General features: G+C 58.6%; 15 protein-coding genes. 9 read left to right on the forward strand and 6 right to left on the reverse strand.

The genetic code is table 11. The features are described 5' to 3' along the window. Nucleotides 1-179: 179 nt before the first annotated feature. The 4 genes from WFO70_RS05705 to glgX all read left to right on the forward strand — a co-directional run bounded on the left by WFO70_RS05705 (nucleotide 180) and on the right by glgX (nucleotide 8,377). Entirely contained in the window at nucleotides 180-1,730 is a 1,551-nt protein-coding gene (locus tag WFO70_RS05705; RefSeq protein WP_337015073.1) for a methyl-accepting chemotaxis protein, read from the forward strand. Between the two features lie 253 nt (nucleotides 1,731-1,983). Next, complete coding sequence (gene treZ, locus WFO70_RS05710; RefSeq protein ID WP_337015074.1) at nucleotides 1,984-3,756, forward strand: malto-oligosyltrehalose trehalohydrolase; 1,773 nt, start codon at nucleotides 1,984-1,986, stop codon at nucleotides 3,754-3,756. Next, entirely contained in the window at nucleotides 3,756-6,272 is a 2,517-nt protein-coding gene (gene treY / locus WFO70_RS05715; RefSeq protein ID WP_337015075.1) for a malto-oligosyltrehalose synthase, read from the forward strand. The genes treZ and treY overlap by 1 nt, the downstream gene beginning before the upstream one ends. Nucleotides 6,273-6,301: 29 nt before the next feature. Next, entirely contained in the window at nucleotides 6,302-8,377 is a 2,076-nt protein-coding gene (gene glgX, locus WFO70_RS05720) for a glycogen debranching protein GlgX (RefSeq protein WP_337015076.1), read from the forward strand. An 8-nt stretch (nucleotides 8,378-8,385) separates the two neighbouring features. Here the strand turns inward: glgX and WFO70_RS05725 are convergent, their stop codons facing one another. Continuing rightward, the gene (locus WFO70_RS05725) at nucleotides 8,386-8,670 is read right to left on the reverse strand and encodes a VF530 family protein (protein ID WP_337015078.1); all 285 of its coding nucleotides are present in this window, start codon (nucleotides 8,668-8,670) and stop codon (nucleotides 8,386-8,388) included. Between the two features lie 285 nt (nucleotides 8,671-8,955). On the opposite strand from WFO70_RS05725, the gene WFO70_RS05730 reads away from it, so the two are divergent. Together WFO70_RS05730 and WFO70_RS05735 are read left to right on the forward strand one after the other, a co-directional pair. After that, nucleotides 8,956-10,212, forward strand: a complete 1,257-nt coding sequence (locus WFO70_RS05730) for an MFS transporter (protein WP_337015080.1) — start codon at nucleotides 8,956-8,958, stop codon at nucleotides 10,210-10,212. A gap of 24 nt (nucleotides 10,213-10,236) precedes the next feature. Beyond that, on the forward strand, nucleotides 10,237-10,944 hold the full coding sequence (locus tag WFO70_RS05735; RefSeq protein WP_337015081.1) for an alpha/beta fold hydrolase: 708 nt from the start codon (nucleotides 10,237-10,239) through the stop codon (nucleotides 10,942-10,944). 75 nt (nucleotides 10,945-11,019) lie between these two features. Here the strand turns inward: WFO70_RS05735 and WFO70_RS05740 are convergent, their stop codons facing one another. The 5 genes from WFO70_RS05740 to WFO70_RS05760 form a co-directional block, all read right to left on the reverse strand. Next, nucleotides 11,020-12,360, reverse strand: a complete 1,341-nt coding sequence (locus WFO70_RS05740; RefSeq protein ID WP_337015083.1) for a glycoside hydrolase family 10 protein — start codon at nucleotides 12,358-12,360, stop codon at nucleotides 11,020-11,022. A gap of 70 nt (nucleotides 12,361-12,430) precedes the next feature. Continuing rightward, the gene (locus WFO70_RS05745) at nucleotides 12,431-12,967 is read right to left on the reverse strand and encodes a dihydrofolate reductase family protein (RefSeq protein ID WP_337015085.1); all 537 of its coding nucleotides are present in this window, start codon (nucleotides 12,965-12,967) and stop codon (nucleotides 12,431-12,433) included. Nucleotides 12,968-13,065: 98 nt separating this feature from the next. Beyond that, nucleotides 13,066-14,505 carry an indoleacetamide hydrolase gene (gene iaaH / locus WFO70_RS05750; protein ID WP_337015087.1) on the reverse strand — a complete coding sequence of 480 codons (1,440 nt, stop codon included), beginning with the start codon at nucleotides 14,503-14,505 and terminating at the stop codon, nucleotides 13,066-13,068. An 80-nt stretch (nucleotides 14,506-14,585) separates the two neighbouring features. After that, nucleotides 14,586-15,290, reverse strand: a complete 705-nt coding sequence (locus WFO70_RS05755) for a response regulator transcription factor (RefSeq protein ID WP_337015089.1) — start codon at nucleotides 15,288-15,290, stop codon at nucleotides 14,586-14,588. A 224-nt stretch (nucleotides 15,291-15,514) separates the two neighbouring features. After that, nucleotides 15,515-19,318, reverse strand: coding sequence for an NAD(P)-binding protein (locus WFO70_RS05760; protein WP_337015091.1), 3,804 nt, complete (start codon nucleotides 19,316-19,318; stop codon nucleotides 15,515-15,517). Between the two features lie 799 nt (nucleotides 19,319-20,117). Here WFO70_RS05760 and WFO70_RS05765 point away from each other — a divergent pair. The 3 genes from WFO70_RS05765 (at nucleotide 20,118) to yncE (ending at nucleotide 22,881) form a co-directional block, all read left to right on the forward strand. Continuing rightward, a complete protein-coding gene (locus WFO70_RS05765; protein WP_337015093.1) occupies nucleotides 20,118-20,369 on the forward strand; it encodes a helix-turn-helix domain-containing protein in 252 nt (83 codons plus the stop codon). 3 nt (nucleotides 20,370-20,372) lie between these two features. Then, nucleotides 20,373-21,692 carry a type II toxin-antitoxin system HipA family toxin gene (locus WFO70_RS05770; RefSeq protein WP_337015095.1) on the forward strand — a complete coding sequence of 440 codons (1,320 nt, stop codon included), beginning with the start codon at nucleotides 20,373-20,375 and terminating at the stop codon, nucleotides 21,690-21,692. A gap of 127 nt (nucleotides 21,693-21,819) precedes the next feature. After that, nucleotides 21,820-22,881: a 7-bladed beta-propeller protein YncE gene (gene yncE, locus WFO70_RS05775; protein ID WP_337015096.1), complete on the forward strand. Its 1,062-nt coding sequence runs from the start codon at nucleotides 21,820-21,822 to the stop codon at nucleotides 22,879-22,881. The last annotated feature ends 7 nt before the right edge of the window (nucleotides 22,882-22,888 follow it).

Here is a 22,888-nt window from a genome sequence, read left to right on the forward strand (position 1 = left end):
AAAGAGATAAAGGTTTTCAATCTATGGCAGGGTCAAAAATATAAGGTCCTGCCGTGCAATCTGATGATTTAAATCGTTATTAACCCCGCCAGTGCTATTTCCATGAATAAATAACTTTAATTCAATATCAGGGGGGCGGTGCCGATAATACCTCAGACCGTTTTATATCTGAGGTAGTTATGTCGTTGAAAAAGTCGTCCCTAGCCATTCTGCTCGCCTTACTGTTTTTCTTTGTCGCCAGTGCCGCAACCAATGTCTGGCTGGCCATCAAAAGCAATGATTCGCTGGATAGCGTCAATAAAGAGATTCAGGTGGTGTTATCCATTATCGATCCTATTAACCACAGCCGTACCCTGCGCGTGCGGGTGATGGAGTATATGAAGCAGGTGGAGAGCGGGGATACCGCCAGTATCGCTGAGAAACTGGACTCGGTGAAGCTGGCCCTGACCAAAGCGGATGGCGCGTTCGCCGCCTTTAATGCCGCGCCGCGTCTGGCGGATGAAGCCCCGCTCGTAAAGGACTATAACGATGCCTGGCTCGCCTACCGTAATGAGGGGCTCGCCCCGCTGATCGACGCGGCCTCGGCGCATGACGCGGCTAAATTTGATGCCCTGATCCCGCAGATCTCCCGCCTCGACCGCCAGTATGAGATCGTCCTCGACCAGGTGCTCTCTGTGCATCAGAAATACGCCAAACAGCTCAATGAGGATGCGCGCTCGCATTTTGCCTCCGGCTTAACCATTATCGCCGCCTTTGCCGCGCTGTTTGTGGTGGTCATTGTCGGGGTGAGCGTGCTGATGAAGCGGTTTGTCTTTGCCCCGATTAACCTGGCGCGGGAACACTGCAGCCAGATTGCCGCCGGTCAGCTGACGCAAGCGGTACCGCAGAAGGCGGGCTCGAACAACGAAATCGATCTGCTGATGGGCTCGATGGAGCAGATGCGTCAGGCCTTGCTGGAGACTATCTCGCAGGTGCGCGAAGCCTGCCGCACCGTCAATTATGCCTCGCAGGAGATTGCCTCCGGGAATATCGACCTGGCCTCGCGTACCGAACAGCAGGCCTCGGCCCTGACGGAAACCGCTGCCAGCATGGAGCAGCTGAGCGCCACCGTCGCCAATAACACCGACAATGTGCATCAGGCCGGTAAGCTGGTGCAGGATGCGGTGAACAACGCCCGTACCGGCGAGGCGGTGACCCGGGAGGTGATCGAGACCATGAACACCATTGCTGCCAACTCCCAGCGTATCGAAGATATTACCAGCGTGATCAACAGCATCGCCTTCCAGACCAATATTCTGGCGCTGAACGCCGCGGTGGAAGCCGCGCGCGCCGGCAACCAGGGGCGCGGTTTTGCGGTGGTGGCGACCGAAGTGCGTACCCTGGCACAGAAGAGCGCCGTGGCGGCGAAGGATATTGAAAACCTGATTGCCCAGTCGGTCTCCAGCGTGAAAAACGGTTCGCAGCTGGTGAACCGTTCCGGGGAAGTGATCCATGCCATTATCAACTCGGTCAATAAAGTGAATGCGCTGATGGAGCAGATCTCGGTGGCCTCGGAAGAGCAGAGCCGTGGGATTGGCCAGGTCGGCCAGGCGGTGACCGAGATGGACGGCGTGACCCAGCAAAACGCCGCGCTGGTGCAGGAGTCCGCGGCCGCGGCCGCCTCGCTGGAAGAGCAGGCGAAACACCTGACCCAGAGCATCGCCAGCTTCCGACTGCCGGAACCGGCATAACAGGGATGAATGCCCGGCGGCGCTACGCTTGCCGGGCTTACAGGGTCAAACCCGTGTTTTGTAGGCTGGCTAAGGCGCAGCCGCCACCCGGCAATATCCCCCACACCCTTCGCAGTGACCCATCTCACATTAATTTCCTGGTCTATGCTTGATGTTCATGCGCGACATCAGGTCAGCGCATTTTCTCTATTTCCCTCTGCTTAGCGATAACCGCCGGGCAACCCGAGGATGATGGGTCAAACGAGGTGCTGGAATGACGGCTAAATCTATTAGGTATTGGGGTTGTGAATATAGCGATGCGAACGACGTTCGCTTTCATCTGTGGGCCAGCGGTCAGCAGCACATCGACCTGCGCCTGAACGGCGAAACACTGCCGATGCATCCGACCGGCGACGGCGGATTTGAACTGACGGTCAACAACGTTGCCCCTGGTTCAGCGTACAGCTTTATCCTGCCCGACGGCACTGCGGTGCCCGATCCGGCCTCCCGCGCCCAGCAAGGGGATGTCAACGGCCCGTCGCTGGTGTGCGATCCTCACAGCTATGTCTGGCGCAACACCCACTGGCAGGGCCGCCCCTGGGAAGAGAGCGTGGTCTACGAGCTGCATATCGGGACCTTTACCCCGGAGGGCACCTTCCGCGCCGCGGCCGACAAACTGCCGTATCTCGCCTCGCTCGGCATCACCATGATTGAGCTGATGCCGCTCTCCCAGTCCGGGGGCAATCGCGGCTGGGGTTATGACGGGGTGCTGTTGTATGCCCCGCACAGCGCCTACGGCACGCCGGACGAGCTGAAGGCCTTCGTCGATACCGCCCACGGGCTGGGGTTATCCGTCGTGCTGGATATCGTGCTTAACCATTTCGGGCCGGAGGGCAACTATCTGCCGAAACTGGCCCCGGACTTCTTCCACCCTGAACGCATGACCCCGTGGGGAAACGGCATCGCCTACGACCTCGCGCCGGTGCGTCAGTTTATTGTTGATGCGCCCCTGTACTGGCTGACGGAGTTTCACTTCGACGGCCTGCGCTTTGACGCCATTGACCAGATCGAAGACAGCTCCGACACCCATGTACTGATTGAGATCGCCACCCGCATCCGCGCCGCCATTACCGACCGGCCGGTGCATCTCACCACCGAAGACAGCCGCAACGTGGTGTTTCTCCATCCGCGCGAGGAGGATGGCAGCGTGCCGCTGTTTACCGGGGAGTGGAATGACGATCTGCACAACGCCGTCCACGTGATGGCCAGCGGCGAAACCCATGCCTGGTACCAGGATTTTGCTGAAAAACCAGAGCAGTGGGTGGCGCGGGCGCTGACTGAGGGCTTCTCTTATCAGGGGGAACGTTCCCCCCAGACCGGTGAGTTGCGGGGCGTGAATAGTCTCGCTCAACCGCCAGTGGCCTTCGTCGATTTCATCCAGAATCACGACCAGGTAGGCAATCGTGCGCAGGGGGATCGCCTGCTGAGCCTGATTGGGGAGGAGCCCACCCGGGTGCTGATGGCCGCGCTGCTGCTCTCCCCGCACATTCCTCTGATGTTTATGGGCGAGGAGTTTGGTGAAACCCAGCCGTTCCTGTTCTTTACCGATTTCCACGGGGATCTGGCGCGCGCGGTGCGGGAAGGGCGCGCAAAAGAGTTCAGCGATCACGACGAGACGGTGCCGGATCCCAATGCGCCGGAGACCTTTACCCGCTCCAAACTGGACTGGGACAAACTCAACCAGCCTGGCGGCCAGAACTGGCTGCGCTTTACCCAACAGCTGTTGCAGCTGCGCCAGCGGGCAATTGTGCCGCTGCTGGCCGGAGCCCAGGGGGGGAACGGCAGGGTGCTGAAAACCGCGCCGGGCTGTGTGGTGGTGAGCTGGACCTTTACCCAGGGCACGCTGACGCTGGCGCTCAATGTGAGTGACCAGCCACAGAAGCTGCCCGATATCGCCGGTGAAACGCTGTTTGCCTGGCCGGAAGGCCGCACGGAGCTGCTCGCGAACACCGTTATTGTACGTTTTGCACAAGGAGAACCGACCTGATGATCCCAACAGCGACCTGGCGTATTCAGTTTCGCAACGGCATGACCTTCGATCGTGCCGCCAGTCTGGTGCCATATCTGCAACAGCTCGGCATCAGCCATCTGTATGCTTCGCCAATCTTTACCGCCGCCCGGGATTCGACGCACGGTTATGACGTCACCGATGCCAACGAGATTGACCCTGCTATCGGCGGTCGCGCCGGGTTTGAACGGCTGGTCAGCGCCCTGAAGGCCGCCGGGCTGGGGTTGATCCTCGATATTGTGCCGAACCACATGTCCACCTCGCTGGAAAACGCCTGGTGGCGGGATGTGATTGAGCACGGGGAGAAGAGCCGCTACGCCCGCCACTTTGATATCGACTGGTCCCGGCGGCTGACCCTGCCGTTTCTCGGGGATGACTTTGAGGTGGTGCTGGCGAACGGCGAAATCAGCGTCCAGCGCGACCCCAACACCGGCAAGCCGGCGCTGGCCTATTTCGACAACTTCTACCCGCTGACCCCCGAGAGCTGGGAAGGGCGCGAAGAGGAGGTCCTGAACCTCAGCGATCCGGCGGCCATTACGAAGCTGCACGACCAGCAGCCGTGGCGGCTCACCAGCTGGCGCGATGCGCCGCGCGACCTTTCCTGGCGTCGCTTCTTTGAGATTACCGGTCTGGTGGGCGTGCGGGTAGAAGATGACGCGGTGTTTGATGACAGCCACGCCCTGATCCTTGCCCTGGTGCGTTCAGGTGCGGTGGACGGGCTGCGTATCGATCACGTGGACGGTCTCGCCGACCCGCGGGCTTATCTGCAACGTCTGCGGCAGGAAGCTGGGCCCGACTGCTATATCACGGTGGAGAAGATCCTCAGTAAAGGCGAGAACCTGCCCAATGACTGGCCGATCTCCGGCACTACCGGGTATGAATTTATCGCCTCGCTGTCGGAGGTGCTGATCGATGACGACAAAATCGATGGTCTGCGCGAGGCCTATGACCGGATCATGGGCCGCCCGGTTGATATGCATGACGAACTGCGCGACGCGCGGCTGCTGATGGTGGACCGGAACTTCGCCGGGGAGTTTTCCACGTTGCTGAGCCTGGCGAACAGCCTGGCGCAGACCGAAGGCGTTGTTATCGAAGAGGAGCCCCTGCGGCTGGCGCTGCGCGAGCTGCTGGTGGCCTTCCCGGTGTACCGCACCTACGGCACGGCGCAGGGTATGTCCGCCGCGGACGTGCGGCTGCTGAACCATGTAGTGTCGACCATCAGCGCCGACCCTGACGCTATCGCGCTGCTGATGCGCATTCTGACCGGCGAGGTCTCTGACGAGGCGCGGGATACCGCCACGACCTTCCGCACCCGTTTCCAGCAGCTGACCGGGCCGCTGATGGCGAAATCGGTGGAGGATACGCTGTTCTTCCGCCAGCACATGGATCTGGCGCTCAACGAAGTGGGGGCCGAGCCGGTGCCGCGCGCCTTCTCGCTGACGCGTTTCCATACCGAGATGGCCGCCCGACGGGATCGTCAGCCGGACGCGCTCTCCGGTACCTCGACCCATGATACCAAGCGCGGGGAAGATGCCCGCGCCCGGCTTTACAGCCTGACCGAAGCGCCGGCGGTGTGGGCAGAGTGCGTGGCCCGCTGGCAGCAGTTAAACCAGACCCACGTGCGTTTTCTGAATGATGGCACGGCCCCGCGCGGCGCCGACACCTGGATGCTTTATCAGGCGCTGGCCGGCGTCTGGCCCCCGGATCTGGATCCGCAGGATGCGGCGGGGCTGAATGCTCTGGAAGCGCGCTTCCTGGCCTTTGTCGAGAAGGCGCTGCGCGAGGCTAAGCTGCGCACCGACTGGGTGGACAGCAACGAAGCCTATGAAACGGTGGTGCTGGAGTACGCCCGCCATCTGCTGTCGCCGGACAATCAGGATTTCCTGCAGGACTTCAGCACCTCGCTGCGTCCGTTTATCCGCGCCGGGCTGGTAAACAGCCTGAGCCAGACGGTGATCAAACTGACCGCCCCGGGCGTGCCGGATGTTTATCAGGGCAGCGAAGGGCTCAACTTTAGCCTTGTCGATCCGGATAACCGCCGCGAGCCCGATTTCGACCAGCTCCGTCAGCAGCTGGCGACAGCGGATCGGCAGACTGCTACCCGCGAGGCGAGCTGGCTGGATGGGCAACTTAAGCTCTCCGTCACCCGCACGCTGCTGCATCTGCGCCAGCGCAAACCGGCGCTGTTCCGTCTGGGCAGCTATATGGCGCTCCTGACCCGCGGCGAGCGGGCGGATAAGGCCATTGCCTTTGCCCGCGTGGATGACGACGACGTACTGATTGTGGTGGCACCGCGGCTGGCGCTGGCGAACGCCGCGCAGGCGTTTCCGGTCACCGGGGCGGCCCTGTGGGGACAGACAGAGGTGGTGCTGCCACCCGATCTTGCCGGGCGCAGCTACAAGGACTGTTTCAGCGGTGAAACCCTTACGTTGGGCGAAAGCCTGCAACTGAGTGATGCACAGGATTGCTGGCGGGTGTTACTGGCCTGCGGCTAATGATTATGACGGTTCGAGGGAAAGACATTATGGCATTCGACAAAATCTATGAAATTCAGCCGGGGCAGAGTTACCCGCTGGGGGCGAATTACGATGACAAAGGGGTGAATTTTGCCCTCTTTTCGGCCTGCGCTGAACGCGTTGAGCTGTGTCTGTTTGACCCGAGTGGTAAAACGGAAATTGCCCGTCTGGAGTTACCGGAGTTCACCGACGAAGTCTGGCACGGCTATGTCCCGGATCTGAAACCGGGCGCGCTGTACGGTTATCGCGTGTATGGTCCGTACGATCCGGAAAACGGCCACCGCTTCAACCCGCATAAGCTGCTGATTGACCCCTATGCGAGGGCGTTGACCGGGGAGCTTATCTGGAACCCGGCCCACTTTGGCTATGAACTGGGGCATGAAGATCTCGATCTCAGCTTTGATACCCGGGACAGCGCTCCCTATACGCCAAAATGCCGGGTCATTGACCCGCGGGTCTTCGACGGGCAGGATCCGCATCGCCCGGCGGTGCCCTGGTCCAGCACCATTCTGTATGAAACCCACGTGAAAGGCTTTACCCAGCTCAACCCGGCGATCCCGCCTGAGCTGCGCGGCACCTTCGAGGGGATGGGGCATAAAGCGACGGTGGATTACATCAAAAGCCTCGGCGTGACCTCCGTTGAGCTGCTGCCGGTGCATGCTTTCCCGGATGACCAGCATCTGCTCGACCGGGGGCTGAAAAACTTCTGGGGCTACAACACGCTGAACTTCTTCTCTCCGGCGTCGCGCTACGGCGGCCCGAACGGCATTCAGGGATTCCGCGACATGGTGCGCGCCTTCCACGATGCCGGTATCGAGGTGATCCTCGACGTGGTCTATAACCACACCGCCGAGGGCAACGAGCTGGGCCCGACGCTGTCATTTAAGGGGATCGACAACTTCTCGTATTACCGCACCATTGCCGGGCAGCACCGTTACTACGTGAACGATACCGGCACCGGCAATACGGTGAATACCTCGCACCCGCGGGTGCTGCAGATGGTGATGGACTCCCTGCGGTACTGGGCGGAGTCGATGCATATTGACGGCTTCCGCTTTGACCTTGGCACCATCCTCGGACGCGAGCCGGAAGGGTTCGACCAGCGCGGCGGCTTTTTCGATGCCATGATGCAGGATCCGCTCCTCTCACGGCTGAAACTGATCGGCGAGCCGTGGGATATCGGCCCGGGCGGCTATCAGGTCGGCGGATTCCCGCCGGGCTGGGGCGAGTGGAATGATAAGTATCGCGATACCGTGCGGGAGTACTGGCGCGGAGATAACGTCTCCTCCGATTTTGCCGCCCGACTGCTCGGCTCCGGGGATCTCTATGACCAGCGCGGGCGTCGTCCGTGGGCCAGCATCAACTTTATTACCGCCCACGATGGCTTCACCCTCAACGACCTGGTCTCGTTTAACGAGAAGCACAACGAGGCCAATGGCGAGGACAACAACGACGGCCACAATGATAACCGGTCATCGAATTATGGCGCGGAAGGTCCGACTGACGACGAGCAGATCAACGCCCTGCGTGAGCAGCAGAAGCGTAACTTCCTCACCACGCTGCTCTTCTCCCACGGTACACCGATGCTGCTGGCCGGGGATGAGTTTGGCCGCAGCCAGTTGGGTAATAACAACGGCTACTGTCAGGACAGCGAGATCAGCTGGGTACACTGGGAGAATCTGCCGGAGAGCGCCGAGGCGCTGCGCAACTTCACCCGTCATCTGATCGACCTGCGCACCCGTCAGCCGCTGTTACGCCGCGAGAGCTGGCGTGACGGGATGGAGATCACCTGGTTCAATGCCGGTGGTGGGCCGCAACTGCCGGAACACTGGGACGAGGGGACCACGCTGGGGCTTCATCTCACCCGTGCCGATCTGCACGGGCAGAAGGGGATCTGGCAGGAGGTGCTACTGCTGATTAACCCGTATGAAGGCGCGGTGCCGTTCCGTATCCCGGAATGCGGTCAAGAGGGTTGGGTGCTGGAGCTTTGTACGGCAGGGGATGAACATCTGGGGCAAGCGGTGCTCCCGGATACCGATTTTCCGCTGCCAGGCCGCAGTATCGTGCTGTTACGGCGGCCCTGAACGCGGGGCTATTTGTTAGCCCGCGCTCTGTCCCACGGGCTGGTGGTCTCGTTCTCGGCTTTTGCCGGGGCGGGATCCTCCAGCGAGTCCAGGTACAGGGCTTCAACTTCGGCCCGGGCCCACGGGGTGCGCCGCAAAAACTTGAGGCTGGATTTGACGCTGGGATCGCTGTTAAAGCAGTTGATTTTAATCAGCTTGCCCAGCTGCACCCAGCCGTAGCGCGCCACCAGGGCATTCACCTGCATTTCAAGCGTGACGCCATGCAAAGGATCTTTCGAAGGGTGAGCAGTCACAGGCATCCTTTAATTATCTGGCAAGGGGTTGAAAGCGGGGAAGGTTACAAGAAAAGCCGGGGGCCAGCAAGCGCCCTGACGGGCAGCGGTTTTGTAAATTTTATAGGCCGGGTAAGGCCTAGCCGCCACCCGGCACGACAGATCGCACCCGGGTTTATGCCCGGCGGCGCTGCGCTTGCGCGGGCCTACGATTCTGGCGCGCGACCTCACCATCGCATGAAGCTACTGTTATTGAAACGCTGTTCCTATATACTCTATTTCCCCGATCCCGCTGCTATTGATCCGATGAATACACCTGATAAAAACCTTCGCGCCTTTCACTTTTCCGCCTTTCGCTATCTGTTTGCCGCCCGGTTTCTTACCGTGCTGGGCAACGGTATTGCCCCCATCGCGCTGGCGTTTGCTGTGCTGGATATTGGGGGATCGGTCTCCGACCTCGGGATCGTTGTTGCCTCCCGGTCGATCTTCAACGTGCTGTTTCTGCTGCTGGGCGGGGTGCTAGCGGATCGCTATTCCCGCAGCAAGGTATTGGTGTCTTCTTCGCTGGTGGCGGCCATTTCGCAGGCGATTGTGGCCTGGTCGGTGCTGGACGGTTCCGCCACGGTAATCTGGCTGGCCTTGCTCGGGGCGCTGAATGGGGCCGCCGCCGGGATTGCGTTACCGGCCTCCTCAGCGCTCATTCCCCAGACGGTACCCGCGCAAAAGCTGCGCTCAGCCAACGCCTTTCTCCAGGCCGGTATTTACGGCGGGACGGTGATTGGCGCTTCCCTGGGCGGTATTCTCATCAGCGCCGTCGGTCCCGGCTGGGGGCTGGCCATTGATGCGCTGGGCTTCGCCGTCGCGGCACCACTCTATTATTTAATTCGCGTTTCGCCCCGCGAAACAGGAACATCCCAAAGCAATATGCTGCAGGATCTGAAAGAGGGGTGGAAAGAGTTCGTCAGCCGCTCCTGGGTGTGGGCTATCGTGGTGCAGTTCACCATCATTAATGCGGCCTTCAGCGGCGTGATGATGGTACTCGGGCCGGTGATTGCGGATGCCTCCTTTGGGCGCGCACACTGGGGGATGATCATTGCGGCCCAGAGCCTTGGGCTGATCGTGGGCTCCTCCCTCGCGCTGCGCTGGCGTCCGCGCCGCGACCTCTTTATCGGGGTGCTGCTGGTGTCGTTTTGTGCCTTACCTCCTTTCATGCTCAGCCAGCTTGCGGCCACCCCGTGGCTGATGGCCGCGTTCTTTATCGCTGGCGTGACCTTTGGTCTGTTTGGTGTCGCCTGGGCCCAGTCGCTGCAAACCCACATTCCGCAGGACAAGCTGGCCCGCGTCTATGCCTGGGATGCGGTGGGATCCTTTGTCGCCATTCCCTTCGGAGAGCTTATCGCGGGCCCGCTGGCGATTGAGTACGGCACCCACAACGTGCTACTGGTATCCGCCGCTGCGGTGGTGATCGCCACGGCGGGGGCGAGCCTGGTACCGTCGATTCGCCGGCTGGAGAGCGGTTTTCAGGTGACATCGCACACTATTGCTCAGCGCGATCGGGTTTGATAAAACGAAGAAACGAGTCATTCGATGATGAACAGGCAGATGATTTCCAGTCACGCTTTCCAGGTACCGTTTCAGGGCAAATTGATTTCTGCTGAAAGCACATTCGGTCTCAATGGCCATGTGCTGATGCTTCATGGCGGCGGTAAAGACCGAACCGTTTTCTATAAATATCGTGCGCTTCTGGATACGTTAGGCTTTGGAACGACGCTATTTGACTTTGTCGGTCATGGTGAGACGGGAGGTGATTTGCATGAATCCTCCCTTTGTAGCCGTACGGCACAGGCAGAGGCGGTGATTGCGTTTCAGAGGCTGGCTGTCACGGGTTGTATAGGCGTTAGTATGGGAGCCTATAATGCGCTTCAACTGAGTAAAACAGTTCAGTTTCACTCCCTCATTCTTATGGTTCCCGGCGTCTACGCAACGCCAGCCTACGAGGTTAACTTTGGTCCTGAGTTTTCTGCCATCATCCGCAAAGAGAGAAGCTGGGCGCAAACCGATGCATGGGGTATCGCTGCCGAATTTACCGGTAATATGCTGATTATTGCTGCCGAAAATGATGTCATTATTCCCGCTGAAATACCGGAAAGATTATTCTCCTCAGCAAACTGCTGCCGCCAAAAGAAGCTGCTCGTCATTCCTGGCGCGGATCACAATAGTGTCTGGCAAAATGTAATGCTGTCAGACTCCCTGCACGAAGAAATGCGTTCAGCTATTAAGCAATGTTTATCCTGATCTTCCCCTGCCACAGGACAGGGGATAATCCGTAGGCCGGGCAAGCGAAGCGCCACCGGCAATCATGGGCAGAAGCTACGATCCCCAGCGGGTTCTCAGATACCGCACCGCTTCCTGAGCCTGGGGCTGATTCAGGTTGTTCTCACGGAACAGGATCGTGCCGTCGATTTGCGGTTCGGATTCATTCAGGTCGAGCTGCTTTTTCAGCTCCGGCACGCCGCCTTGCACCGTCCAGTCGGGCTCTTTGCTTGAGGGTTCGCCCACCTTATAGAGCGCGACGCCGATATAGAGTCGCGTATGGGTAGGCTTCACCACGCCAGCCCACCATTTCGCCAGCACGTCATAGCGCGCCGCATCGCGGGAGAACGGCCAGTAGATCTGCGGAGCGATATAGTCCAGCAAACCCTGCTGCACCCAGCGACGGGTATCGGCAAAGGACTCGTCGTAAGCCGCCGCGCCCCGGGTGTCGGACCCGGCCGGATCGTGGGAGCGGTTACGCCAGACGCCAGCCGGGCTGACGCCAAACTCGACGTTGGGGTTGATCTGCTTGATGGTGCGCGACACCTGGGCAATCAGCTGCTGGGTATTATCGCGCCGCCAGTCGGCCTTTGAGGCAAAACCTTGCCCGTACTGCCGCCAGGTCTGGCTGTCATTCAGCGTCGAGCCGGGGGATTCCGCATAGAAGTAGTCATCAAACTGCACGCCATCCACCGGATAGCGCGACACCACTTCAGCCACGATGCTGGTGATCCACTCCCTGGCTTCCGGAATGCCTGGATCGAGGACATAGCGATCGCCTGCGGTGCGGATCCACTCCCGATGCAGAACAAACACGCTCGGCGGATTAAGCGACAGGGTGCGGTTCAGCTCGGCGACCGTGCCGGGTTTAGTGTTAGTCGAGACGCGATAAGGGTTAAACCAGGCGTGGACCTTCATTCCGCGCTTGTGCGCTTCATCGAGCATAAACTGCAGCGGGTCGTAGCCGGGATCCTCCCCAATTTTGCCGGTCAGCATATCCGACCATGGCAAAATCTTCGATGGCCACAGGGCGGTGCCGTCCGGTTTGACCTGGAAGAACACGGTGTTGATCCCGAGGCTTTTCAGGTTATCCAGCTTATCGGTCAGGGCCTTTTGCTGCATGGCGATCCGCGATGCGGCAGGACGACCGTTCACCGACGCCAGAGGGGGCCAGTCGAGACGAGAGACCGTCGTCAGCCAGACGCCGCGCACCGGTTCATGGCGCGCACTTTTATCCGGTAGCGGATGTTTCGCCACCGGCGGAAGCGGGGTGACCAGCGATTTGGGCGGCGTAGAGCTGCAACTGACCAGCAATAGTGCCCAGGCGATCAGAGCGCCGGAGCGTTTAAGGTGAGTGGCAAGCTGAGAATGACGTGAGCAGGCGATGATAGACTCCATTTATACAGACGCCGGGAACATTTATTCTCGTTCTATTCGCAGGTAAGTCAATTCTTAACGGTTATTGCAACTATGCCATCAGCCGATAGTGCGACTGCACCAGACCCGACGGGAAGCTGCGGCTTGATAACAACCTCAAATCGATATCCTGGGGCAGGGATCCGAACAGCGGTTTTCCTGAACCGAGCAGGACCGGAACGGTAGTGATCACCATATCGGCGACCAGGCCTTCGCGCAGAAACGACTGGATCACTTGCCCACCATCGATATAGACGCGCTGTACGTTCTGCGCTGCCAGGTCATTAAGTACTTCCTTTGGCGTATTGCGCGAGAACTGCACTTTGCCCTTCAGCGCCTCGGGCACCGGGGTATCGGCCAGCTGTCGGGAGAGCACCAGCACGGGCCGGTCGTAAGGCCATTCCTCAAAGGTCAGCACCTTCTCATAGCTCCCTCGGCCCATAACGATCCACTCTTTGTCCGCGATGAACGCCGTATAGCCATGATCTTCGCTCGGATCATCGCGCTGCAACAGCCAGCCGTTATCGCCATCCTGTCGGGCGATGTAACCATCAAGGCTGACCGCAATAAAAACGTGTGTGGTAATCATTAGCTGCTCCGTATTCAGATTGCATAGTGCAAACTCCCGAGACGCTGCAGTATAACACCTGGGGCTTCAGGCTATTTAGCGGGAAAATTCGCTAATTGTTACTGCCTCAGGATCTGCTCCAGCGTGGCACCGATCGCCAGAATTTGCGCATCGCTGCCCGGCAAACCGTCTATCTCAATTCCCACCGGCAGCCCGCTGGTGGCACCCAACCCGACCGGCAGGGTCAGGCCCGGCAGTCGTGAGTTGCTGCCGGGATCCACATTGCGGATCAATCGGACAAAGTTTTCCCCTGAACTCACCTCGTCATTCGCCAGCGGGGCGACCACCGGTGAGGTGGGGAAGATCAGTCCGTCGAGCTGGTGGTCGTGGAACGTCTGTTCGTAGAGTGCCAGCAGTCGGCCAATGCCCTGCGAAACCGCCGCTTGGTACAGCGGCGCCAGCGGGACGGGGTTCCCGCTGCTGTCCGGGATCAGGCCCGGCACAATAGCGTGCTCAAAAATGGCGCGCACATCCGGGCTGGCGATGTGCTGCACGATATCCTCCAGCGTCAGCCCGGTTTCATGCGCCTGCAGATAGTCGATCAAATCGTGCTTGCCTTCGTGCATCACCACCGGGAAGGAGACAGCGGCGTTGGCCGCTTCAAGCCCGGGCAGTTCGACGTTAACCAGCGTTACCCCGGCATCCCGCAGCCTGGCGAGCACGGCGTGGGCCAGCTGGCTCACCTCGTCATCCAGCCCCTGCCAGAAATAGTGCGCAATCCCGAGTCGAAGGGTTTGGGCGGGTTTAGGGGCTAAAATCTCGCCCCCGGCCATCAGACTGTCGAGCAGGGCGATATCCGCCACATTGCGTGCCATCGGGCCCGCGGTATCCCGGGTGTGGGAGATGGGGGTGATCCCCGCCTGGGAATAGCGCCCGGTGGTGGGACGAAAACCGACGCAGCCATTCAGGGCGCAGGGCTGACGCACCGACGCCCCGGTATCGGTGCCGATGGCCACCGGGGCCATGCCGGCGGCAACGGCCACCGCGCTGCCCGACGAGGATCCGCCCGCAATGCGGCTGACATCATGGGCATTGCGCACCCCTTTAATCGCAGGCGTGTGATACGCCGCGTTGTAGCCGGTAACGCCAAAGGCCAGTTCGTGCATGTTGCATTTGCCAATAATAATCGCCCCGGCGTCGATAAGGCGCTGGATCACCGGGGCGGTGGCGTTGGGCACAAAATTTTTCATGGCAGGCGTACCGGCGGTATTGGGCAACCCGGCCACGTGAATATTGTCTTTCACCGCGACGGGAACACCGCCCAGCGGCAAGGGTGCACCGCCTGCTGCAAGGTGTTTATCCCAGGCTCTTGCCTGGGCCAGCGCCTGCTCGGCATTGACCGTAATAAAGGCGTTAAGGTGATCCTGAGCGTCGATGCGGGCCAGGCAGGCGCGAACCAGGGCTTCGCTCGATATCTTGCGGTCATTGATGAGCCGTGCCGCCTCGACAGCGGAGAGGGTATCCAGTGGTGCAGGGTTTGCGGGTGTTATTATTTTCATGGGCTGTTTCCGGACAGGAGGTATCCGCAACATTTAGGCAAATCCGGAACCCGCCCGCCATCCTCAGGATTGAGGAGGCGTTAATGCCGGAGCCGGGAGGCCAGCTCCGTGCGGTTAGCGCAATTCAGCTTTTTAAGGGCGTGATTGAGATGGGTGCGAACGGTGGTGAAGCTGATGTTCAGCAGGCGGGCAACCTCTTTATCGCTCAGACCTTTACTGACCAGGCTGACCACCTCCTGCTCGCGGGCGGTTAACGGCGGAAAATGATCACCTTTGGGCAGGGCTCTGGCAAACCAGGGCTCCAGCAACTGTAGCAGGGCAATCTCCCGCGGCCCGAACGGTGGGGCACCTTTGGCCCGCCAGATGCGCAGATCGCCCACGTCTTCACCCTCACGCAAAAAATAGACATTCACGCCGTGGTGCATCCCGCAAGGTTTCAGGAACTCATGGTAGAAGGGCGTCTGGAATAACTCGCGGGCAGGCATTACTTCATCCACCAGGGTCGGACGTTGCTTCGCCCGCAGCAGTGGGGTGATAGGGTCGATGTATTGCCAGGTGCTGGCATGCTCGCGCATCGCTTTATCATCGATGTTCCAGCTAACACCATGATGTGAGGTTTGAGAGGCAGAGGACCAGATGCAGGATGCCGCAAAATCGGCCTGCAGCAGGGCGCAGACGTTTTCCAGCGTCTCCTGACGCAAGGCGCGGCTACCCTGGCCCGAGCCGAGTTGCCACAGGATGTGCGAGAACAGATGAAGCTCGTGTTGGCTTAACGGGGTCTCCATGCCGGATGGTCTCCCTGCGGTTTTGTGCCAGTGAGTGTAGAACAGGCCTGACCCAGCGCCAGAATTATTTATAGTTACAACACACAATAAACTTATAACATCATGACACCTCAACATGGTGCCCGTTTATCTTTGCCTGGCAGGGAGCGGGGGCCGCTCGTCGCCGTTTGCGAACAATACGTTAACGCAAACGGCGACGACTGAACAGGTTAATGAGTTAACCGTCAGGAAACAGAATGCCGGTAAGCGGAACCCCGGACTTTCTCAACGGCCACTTTCCCGGCGATAAAGGCGTGGTCCGAATTGTAATATTCCCATTCGCTGTAGCGTCCGGCCAGGGTGATGCCGTGCAGCAGCAGCCATTTGCGGATCGTCTCCACGTTCTCCTTCCGGCTCTGATCGTAGATCACGTAGGCGTAGGGGATATCGATTTGGTTGGCGGTGATAATCTCATCCTCTGCCGAAATGATCCCGGATTCAATGCACTCCTTAATGCAGCGGTCGATCAGCGCCTGGCCGTCCACCGGCAGCGGTTTATCCGGCGAGTAACTGATTTCACAGGTCAGGCCGCAGCCGCCCGGCGGGCTGCAGAAGGGGCTGGCGTTACCCTGAACGAAAATGCGGTGGAATATTGTCTTACCGGCGTAATAGATCCAGTGTTTGTCGGTCAGATTGTCGCGGCCAATCCCCAGATTGACGCAGCGCACGGAGACGTGGCGCAGGCCTTTCGCCGCCTTGCGCACCTCAGGCGGCACTTCGTCCCCCATCAGGCGAATCAACTCCGGCAGCACCAGGGTGCTGATCAGCTGCTCATAGCGGTACTGACGCCCGTCAGCGAGGGCAACAATATGTTGATTGGCATAGATTTTACTCACCTCAGCCCCGGTCTCGATCCGCCCCTTAATATGCGGTAAGAACCCGTTCATCAGCGCCTGGAAACCGCCCTGCAGCGGATAGCCGAAGCGTGCATTGGGGCCCATCGGCTTCGCGGTCTCGTTCAGCGCGCCGTCGATAATTTGCTCCAGGTCGGGCAGGGGAACACGGCCACCCAGCCAGGACGTTTCCATTTCCGATAGTGGCACCGTCCATAACTTTTTATTGTAGGGGATGGCGAAATGGCGGGCGATCCCCTTGCCCCAGGTCTCATAGATGAAAGCTTCAAAGCTGCCTTTTTTCGGCGTGCTTTCTGCCGCGTCGGCGCTGATGTAATCCGGCACCGCGCCATCGGCACAGCAGTCGTGATGCTGCTTACCAGTGGCGGTCTTTCCGGTGCAGGCCGGGGTCATGCTTTGCACCCCGGAGCCAGTGCCGTAGCGCGCCTCGATGGCACCCAGGATGCACTCTTTGACCACCGTGGCGGGCAGCCCGTAAAGTGAACCCTGGAAGGGGTAGCGGGTATAAACGCCGTCGGTATAGACCCAGGCTTCGCGGACCTGCCAGTGGATATTGTCGCCCAGCAAGGTTTTGTACAGGGCCAGCACCTCTTCGTCAGCGGAAAACATAATGTGGCCCGCATAATCAAAGGTAAAACCTTTGTCCTGAATGGAGCGACACAGCCCCCCGACGGTGGCATTACGCTCAAGGAGGATTGCCCCTTCGCCATAGTGGTAGGCCGCGCTCAGCCCGGTTGGCCCGGCACCGAGGATCACACATTTCTGGGCTTCCGCGCGGGTCGCTTTCGGGGGGATCAGGCGTAAAACCGGCTCGTCAGCGGCTTCGTCTGGGCTGATATCCACGGCGTTGACCGTCGCGGCGGAGGCATCCAGATAGCGTGAGAAAGCGTTCTCAATCAACTCGTGCATGCTCTGCACGGTTTTATCCCAGGAGGTGTTAGCGATAATACGCTGCATCGACTGCTGCTGCGCTTTTCGGGCTTCCTCTGGCAGCGCCAGCGCCTGTTCGCAGGCAGCGATAAAAGCGGCATGGTCGTGAGCAACGGCCACAACGTGGCTATAAGGTTTTTCAACATCGGCAATGGCGGTGCTGACCACCGGTAGCTGCGCGGCCATATACTCGAGCACTTTCGTCGGGCTAATGAAACGCGTGGATTCATTCAGCGCGAACGGCATCAGGCAAACATCCCAGCCAGCAAGGAACTGGGGCAACGCCTGATAAGGCTGCATGCCGGGATAGTGGATGTTGCTGCGTCTGGGCAGGGTGGCGAGATCGATTTTCACCACCGGGCCGACCATTACGATTTGCCACTCCGGATGTGAGTCCGCCAGGGCGGCAATCAGCGATAAATCCATGCGTTCGTCAATAACGCCGTAATACCCAAGGCGCGGATGGGGGATCTCGTCCTGCAGCGGGTGGTGATTCGCCCGATCCAGCGCCTGTTCAAAATGCACCGCATCGACGCTGCTGGCAAAACAGTGAATGTTCGGGTGGCGTCCTTTTCGCGCCTCGTACAGGCTGGGGCCGCCGGTAAAGACAATATCCGCCCGGGTCAGCAGGGCTGACTCACGTTGCAAAAGCTGGCGGGGGGCTTTCTCAAAGGCAGCCAGTTCATCCATGCAGTCGTAAATCACCACCGCCGGGGTAAATACCTTCAACAGGGGAAGCGCCATCGGCGTATAGAACCAGACCACCGGGGTTTCGTCCGCTTCCCGTAGGTCCGTCAGCAGCGTTTCCAGAAAGGCAATCTGCTCATCGTGGAACCCCGGCGCCGTTGACGGCGTGTGCGGCTGAACCACGGTAACATTGGGGGCGGGCTGAGTGAGTTTCAGCTCAGGTTTATCCGCGGAATAGAGCGGCTCCTCGATAAAGACAATGTGATAGTGCTGGGCAAGACGTGTCATCAGATGCTGTGGACGCTGAAAGACGAAGTCCCAGCGCAGGTGACTAAAAACATATATTTTTTTCATATCTGATACCTCTGTGCCGGTGCAGGTAAAGGCGCCTGATGGCTGTTGAAAACGAGTCAGCCGGAGCTGGGTTTGCTCAAGCGCGTGTGCGTAAAGGGTATTAAGATGTCGCTCTTTATCGGGGGTGATGTCCCACAAACCGCAGTGATGCCAGACAGCACAGTTTTCCCAGTCGGGGCGGTCAATAATGGGGTAAAGGCAAATCCCGGAGAGCTCAACGCCAGCCAGTTGCGCCTGAGCAACCTCAGAGGCGACATCGTTAATCCAGGCTCCGCGTCCACTGCCGACATGGCTTGTTTCGGCAAGCAGGATGGGGCGGTGATAGCGTACATAAAGCTCCTGCAACATCTCGTGTAACCGTCGTCGTCGACGATCGCCAAGATGCCAGGGGAGGCGCTGGTTGTTTCCCGTTATCCACTGGTTGTCGTGGTAGTAATTGGCGCCGATCAGATCCAGATAGCGCGGATGACCACCCAGCTCCGGCTCATGCCGTCCCGCTAACATATCCCACGCCTGGAACTGAGCCGTGCGTAACGCCTCGGTTTCCTGTCTGGTCGTGGGGTCGTCGTCGGGGGAAATCAGATGGACAATGGGATCGCAGTGCAAAATTCTGGCCCGCGGATCGGCGGCCCAGATGGCGTCGCAGGCGGCGATGGCAGCCCGAACCAGCTGCCGTTTGCTCTGCATGCTGTCCACTGCTTCGGGCAGGGCGGCAGGAAACAGGCCTACGGCAATCCCCCAGGCGGTAAAGGAGATCTCGTTGACCGGGGAATAGACCGGCGGCTCCCGATACAAGGGGCGCAAAAAGGCGGCCAGCGCGCCGCACAGCCTGGCAAAACGCGTGACAAACGCCTCGGAGAAAAAATCGACATCGTCCGGCCAGCCGTAATGGCAAATCGTCCAGCAGATCTGAATACCATTCTCCTTTGCCGAGGCCATTTTTGCGGCCACGGCGGAAAAATCATAACCCTCTGGTTTATCCGTAACTCGCCAGCCGACGCTCTCCCTCACCGTGGCGATATTAAAAGGGCGGAGCGCCCTGTAATCGTCGTGATGTCTGCTGTCATGACCCGTTTCGTGATCCATCGACAGGGCATGGCCCTGCCGCGTAACAAAATCCGCACCCTCAAACCCCGCTTGCCAGAATGAGTTAAAAATAGCCATCTCACTGCTCCCGTATGGATAGTGTTTATTAATAAAAAACGGCCTGGTATTAAAATGGGGGAAATAAATAATCGCTCTACGGTTCTCTGTCCGGCAGAATAATTAATTGCTCACGTCTGTTTACATCGCAATCATGCATGCTTATTTCCTCCACGCATTTTATTAAAGGCGGAATAAAGTCAAAAAAACACCACCCGGAAGTACCAGGTTTGTTTCAACATCCCTTGCAGAAATAGGTGCGAACCACATTTACCGTGCTCTTATCCTTAAATCATAGTCGGAAACACTGATGAACAGCGGCGTCTTTTCACCAGGCTTCTGCTTCGTTCTTTAAAAAGATGATTAAAATCATTGGGCGATAGCGGTGCTTTTTTTACGGGTGACGCTTCGTTTAAGCGACATTATTTTTTATTTTTCGCATAAAGCAGGGAAGGCCGCTACGTTAGTTTCCCGCACGCCGAGGAGTTAAATGGCGTAATTAACGAACCGGCAATTGTGCTGGACTTCATACTTTTATTTTTAAATTTGCTTTGGCGGAGAAAATACAAAAGCCGAGACCTTTACCCAAGAGGAAATAACCCAGGATAATATAAATATATGTAGTTACAACATACAATACAACCTTCTTTATAATCCACTTCAGCACCGTGCACAGTACCTCTGTCTGACAGAAAGAAAGGTCAAAAACAGACGCGTTTATCCTTTGTAGGGGTTAATTTGCACTTATCCCCTGGAGGGGTTATTCTCATTTTATCCCCTATAGGGGATTTTCTCTACATATCCGCTATAGGGGATAAATATGAAAGTGACATCGGCAGAGGGGCTGGCGCAGGCCGTCCGGGATCAGCGTAAGGTCAATAAGTTAACCCAAACGGCGACGGCTGAACAGGTTGGCATTAAACAAACCACGGTTTCGGATTTCGAGAACAAACCGGGCTCCACCAAGCTGGAAACTCTGTTCAAAATTCTCGCGGCACTGGATCTGGAACTACACGTAGTGAAACGCGGCGCGACGCTGCCGGATACTCACGGCTGGACGAAGGAGTGGTAAGCGATGCGCGCACAACGACTGACTGTTGCGATGAATGGCGAGGTGGTGGGGACGCTGCACCGCGACGGCAGCGGGGCGATGTCCTTTCAGTATGATCCGGCGTGGCTGGCAGAGCCGGGGTCGCGCGCCATTTCCCTCTCGCTGCCGCTGCAGCACGCCAGGATCAGGGGTGCCCAGGTCTTTAATTTCTTCAGCAATTTGTTGCCGGATTCCGAGGCGATCATCGCCCGTATGCAGGCCCGTTTTCAGGTTGAAACCGCGCATCCTTTTGATCTGCTTGCCACCGTTGGACGCGACTGCGTCGGCGCTATTCAGCTCTATCCGCCAGGGCAGGAGATCCCCCCGGTAACGGATATGGTGGCTGAACCGCTGGATGACGAACAGATTGCGGCGCTGCTCGACGGGTATCAGATGGCCCCACTGGGGATGACAGAGGAGGGGGCCGACTTCCGTATTTCACTGGCCGGGGCGCAGGAGAAAACGGCGCTGCTGTGGTATCAGGATCGCTGGCAGCGTCCCCAGGGCAGTACTCCAACCAGCCATATCTTTAAGCTGCCGATCGGCAGAATCGAGCAGAACAATATCGACCTGAGCGAGAGCTGCGAGAACGAGTGGCTCTGCTTGCGGATCGCAAAAGCCTTTGGCTTCCCGGTGGCGAACGCCGACATGGCGCGATTTGGCCGCAAAAAGGTGCTGGTTATCGAACGTTTCGACCGCCGCTGGGCACGCAGCGGCTGGCTGATGCGCCTGCCGCAGGAGGATTTTTGCCAGGCGCTGGGCGTTTCGCCAGCGCTGAAATATGAATCGCACGGCGGCCCCGGGATCGCCGACGCCATGAAGCTGCTGCTCGGTTCCCGACTGGCGGGGCAGGATCGCGAGATGTTCTTTAAGGCGCAGATCCTGTTCTGGATGCTGGCCGCGATAGATGGTCACGGCAAAAATTTCAGCCTGTTTATTGAGGCCGACTCCTCGTTTCGTATGACCCCGCTGTACGACGTAATTTCGGCGTTTCCGCTGTTCGATGCCGGGAGTATTCCGGTCAAAAAGGCAAAAATGGCGATGGCGTTACAGGGGAAGAACCGGCAGTACCATTTCGCGATGATCCAGCCGCGCCACTTTATCAGCACCGCGGCGGTGGCGGGGTTTTCTCAGGAGGCTGCCCGCCGTTTGCTGACGGAGATGGCCGAGCGCACTGACGAGGTTATCGCCTACGTCAGGGCAGAGCTGCCGGCAGATTTCCCCTTACAGGTGAGCGAAGCCATTTTTCGCGGTTTAGCCAGCCAGGCCGCGCGGATAGGGCGATTCAATGTGTCAACACCGTAGCACAGCGCCCAGGGCATCAACTATCAGTACCAAAAATGGTAGGTAGTTGATATATATTCTCAATTGTAAATGATAGTTATTTTCATTATCATTTTTCTTTACGTAAGCAACTGTAAAGAAAAATGACATGAACAATGCCTCTGCCGTAAAGAACAAAACCCTGTGCGCCCTCGCCATTTCGCTGGCAATGCACTCTGGCGCGCTATTCGCCAAAGACTTTACCGAGAAGGATTTTCTCGTTCAGCCGCTTGGACATGGCGTCTACGAGCTGGCCTACGATAAAGAGCAGAACGCGCTGTATGCCGCTTCAGCCCCCTCCTTTGATAAAGATAAAACCGCCGGGCTGGTCTTCCAGCTGGCCGCACCGACGCTGAAGATTGAGCGTCAGATCCCGACCGAACGTCGCACCTTTGCCGTCGCGCTGGATCAGGAGCAGCACATTCTTTATCTCGGCAATGCGCTGGAAGGGTCGGTCACGCTGCTCAATACGCGTAACAACGCGATCGTCAAAACGATCCAGTTAAGCGACGATTCCGATGCCAATAAAACAGCCCATGTCCGTGAGGTGGTGCTGGATAAGAAGCATCAGCGCCTCTATGTCTCCGGGATCGGACGTAAGGGGAAAGGCCTGCTGTGGGTGGTAGATACCCAGAAGCAGGCGCTCTCCCGGACGCTCGAAAAACTGGAGCCCGTCGGTTTTGCCGTGGATGAAGCGGGGGACAAGGTTTACGTCGTCTCCGGCAGCGGGGAGCTGATTGCGCTTGATGGCAAAACGTCGGAGCCGCTTTCCCGGGTGAAGGTCGATCCTGCCGACCCGGAACATTACTTCCTCAACATCGCGCTCAACACCGCCAAAGGGGTGGGTTATATCGCTGACACCAATACCAAAGATGTGCTGGTTGTGCAGCTCGATTCCGGCAAACTGCTGCACCGTGTTCCAACGCCGAACTCCGTCGCCGTGCTCTACAACGCCGCCCGGGAAGAGGTCTATGTCACCCATCGCAACGATCGCCAGATTAGCGTCATCGACGCGGCCACCAATCGCCTGAAACACACCGTTAAAACCGTGGCGATGCCCAACAGCCTGGCGCTGTCTGCCGATGCCCGCACGCTCTATGCCAGCGTCAAGCAGGATGAGAAAGCCAGTGAAGCTGACTACGTGCTCAAGATTGATTTAACCCAGTTCTAAGGATCCT

This window comes from Leclercia sp. AS011 (assembly GCF_037152535.1).
Classification (GTDB): Bacteria; Pseudomonadota; Gammaproteobacteria; order Enterobacterales; family Enterobacteriaceae; genus Enterobacter.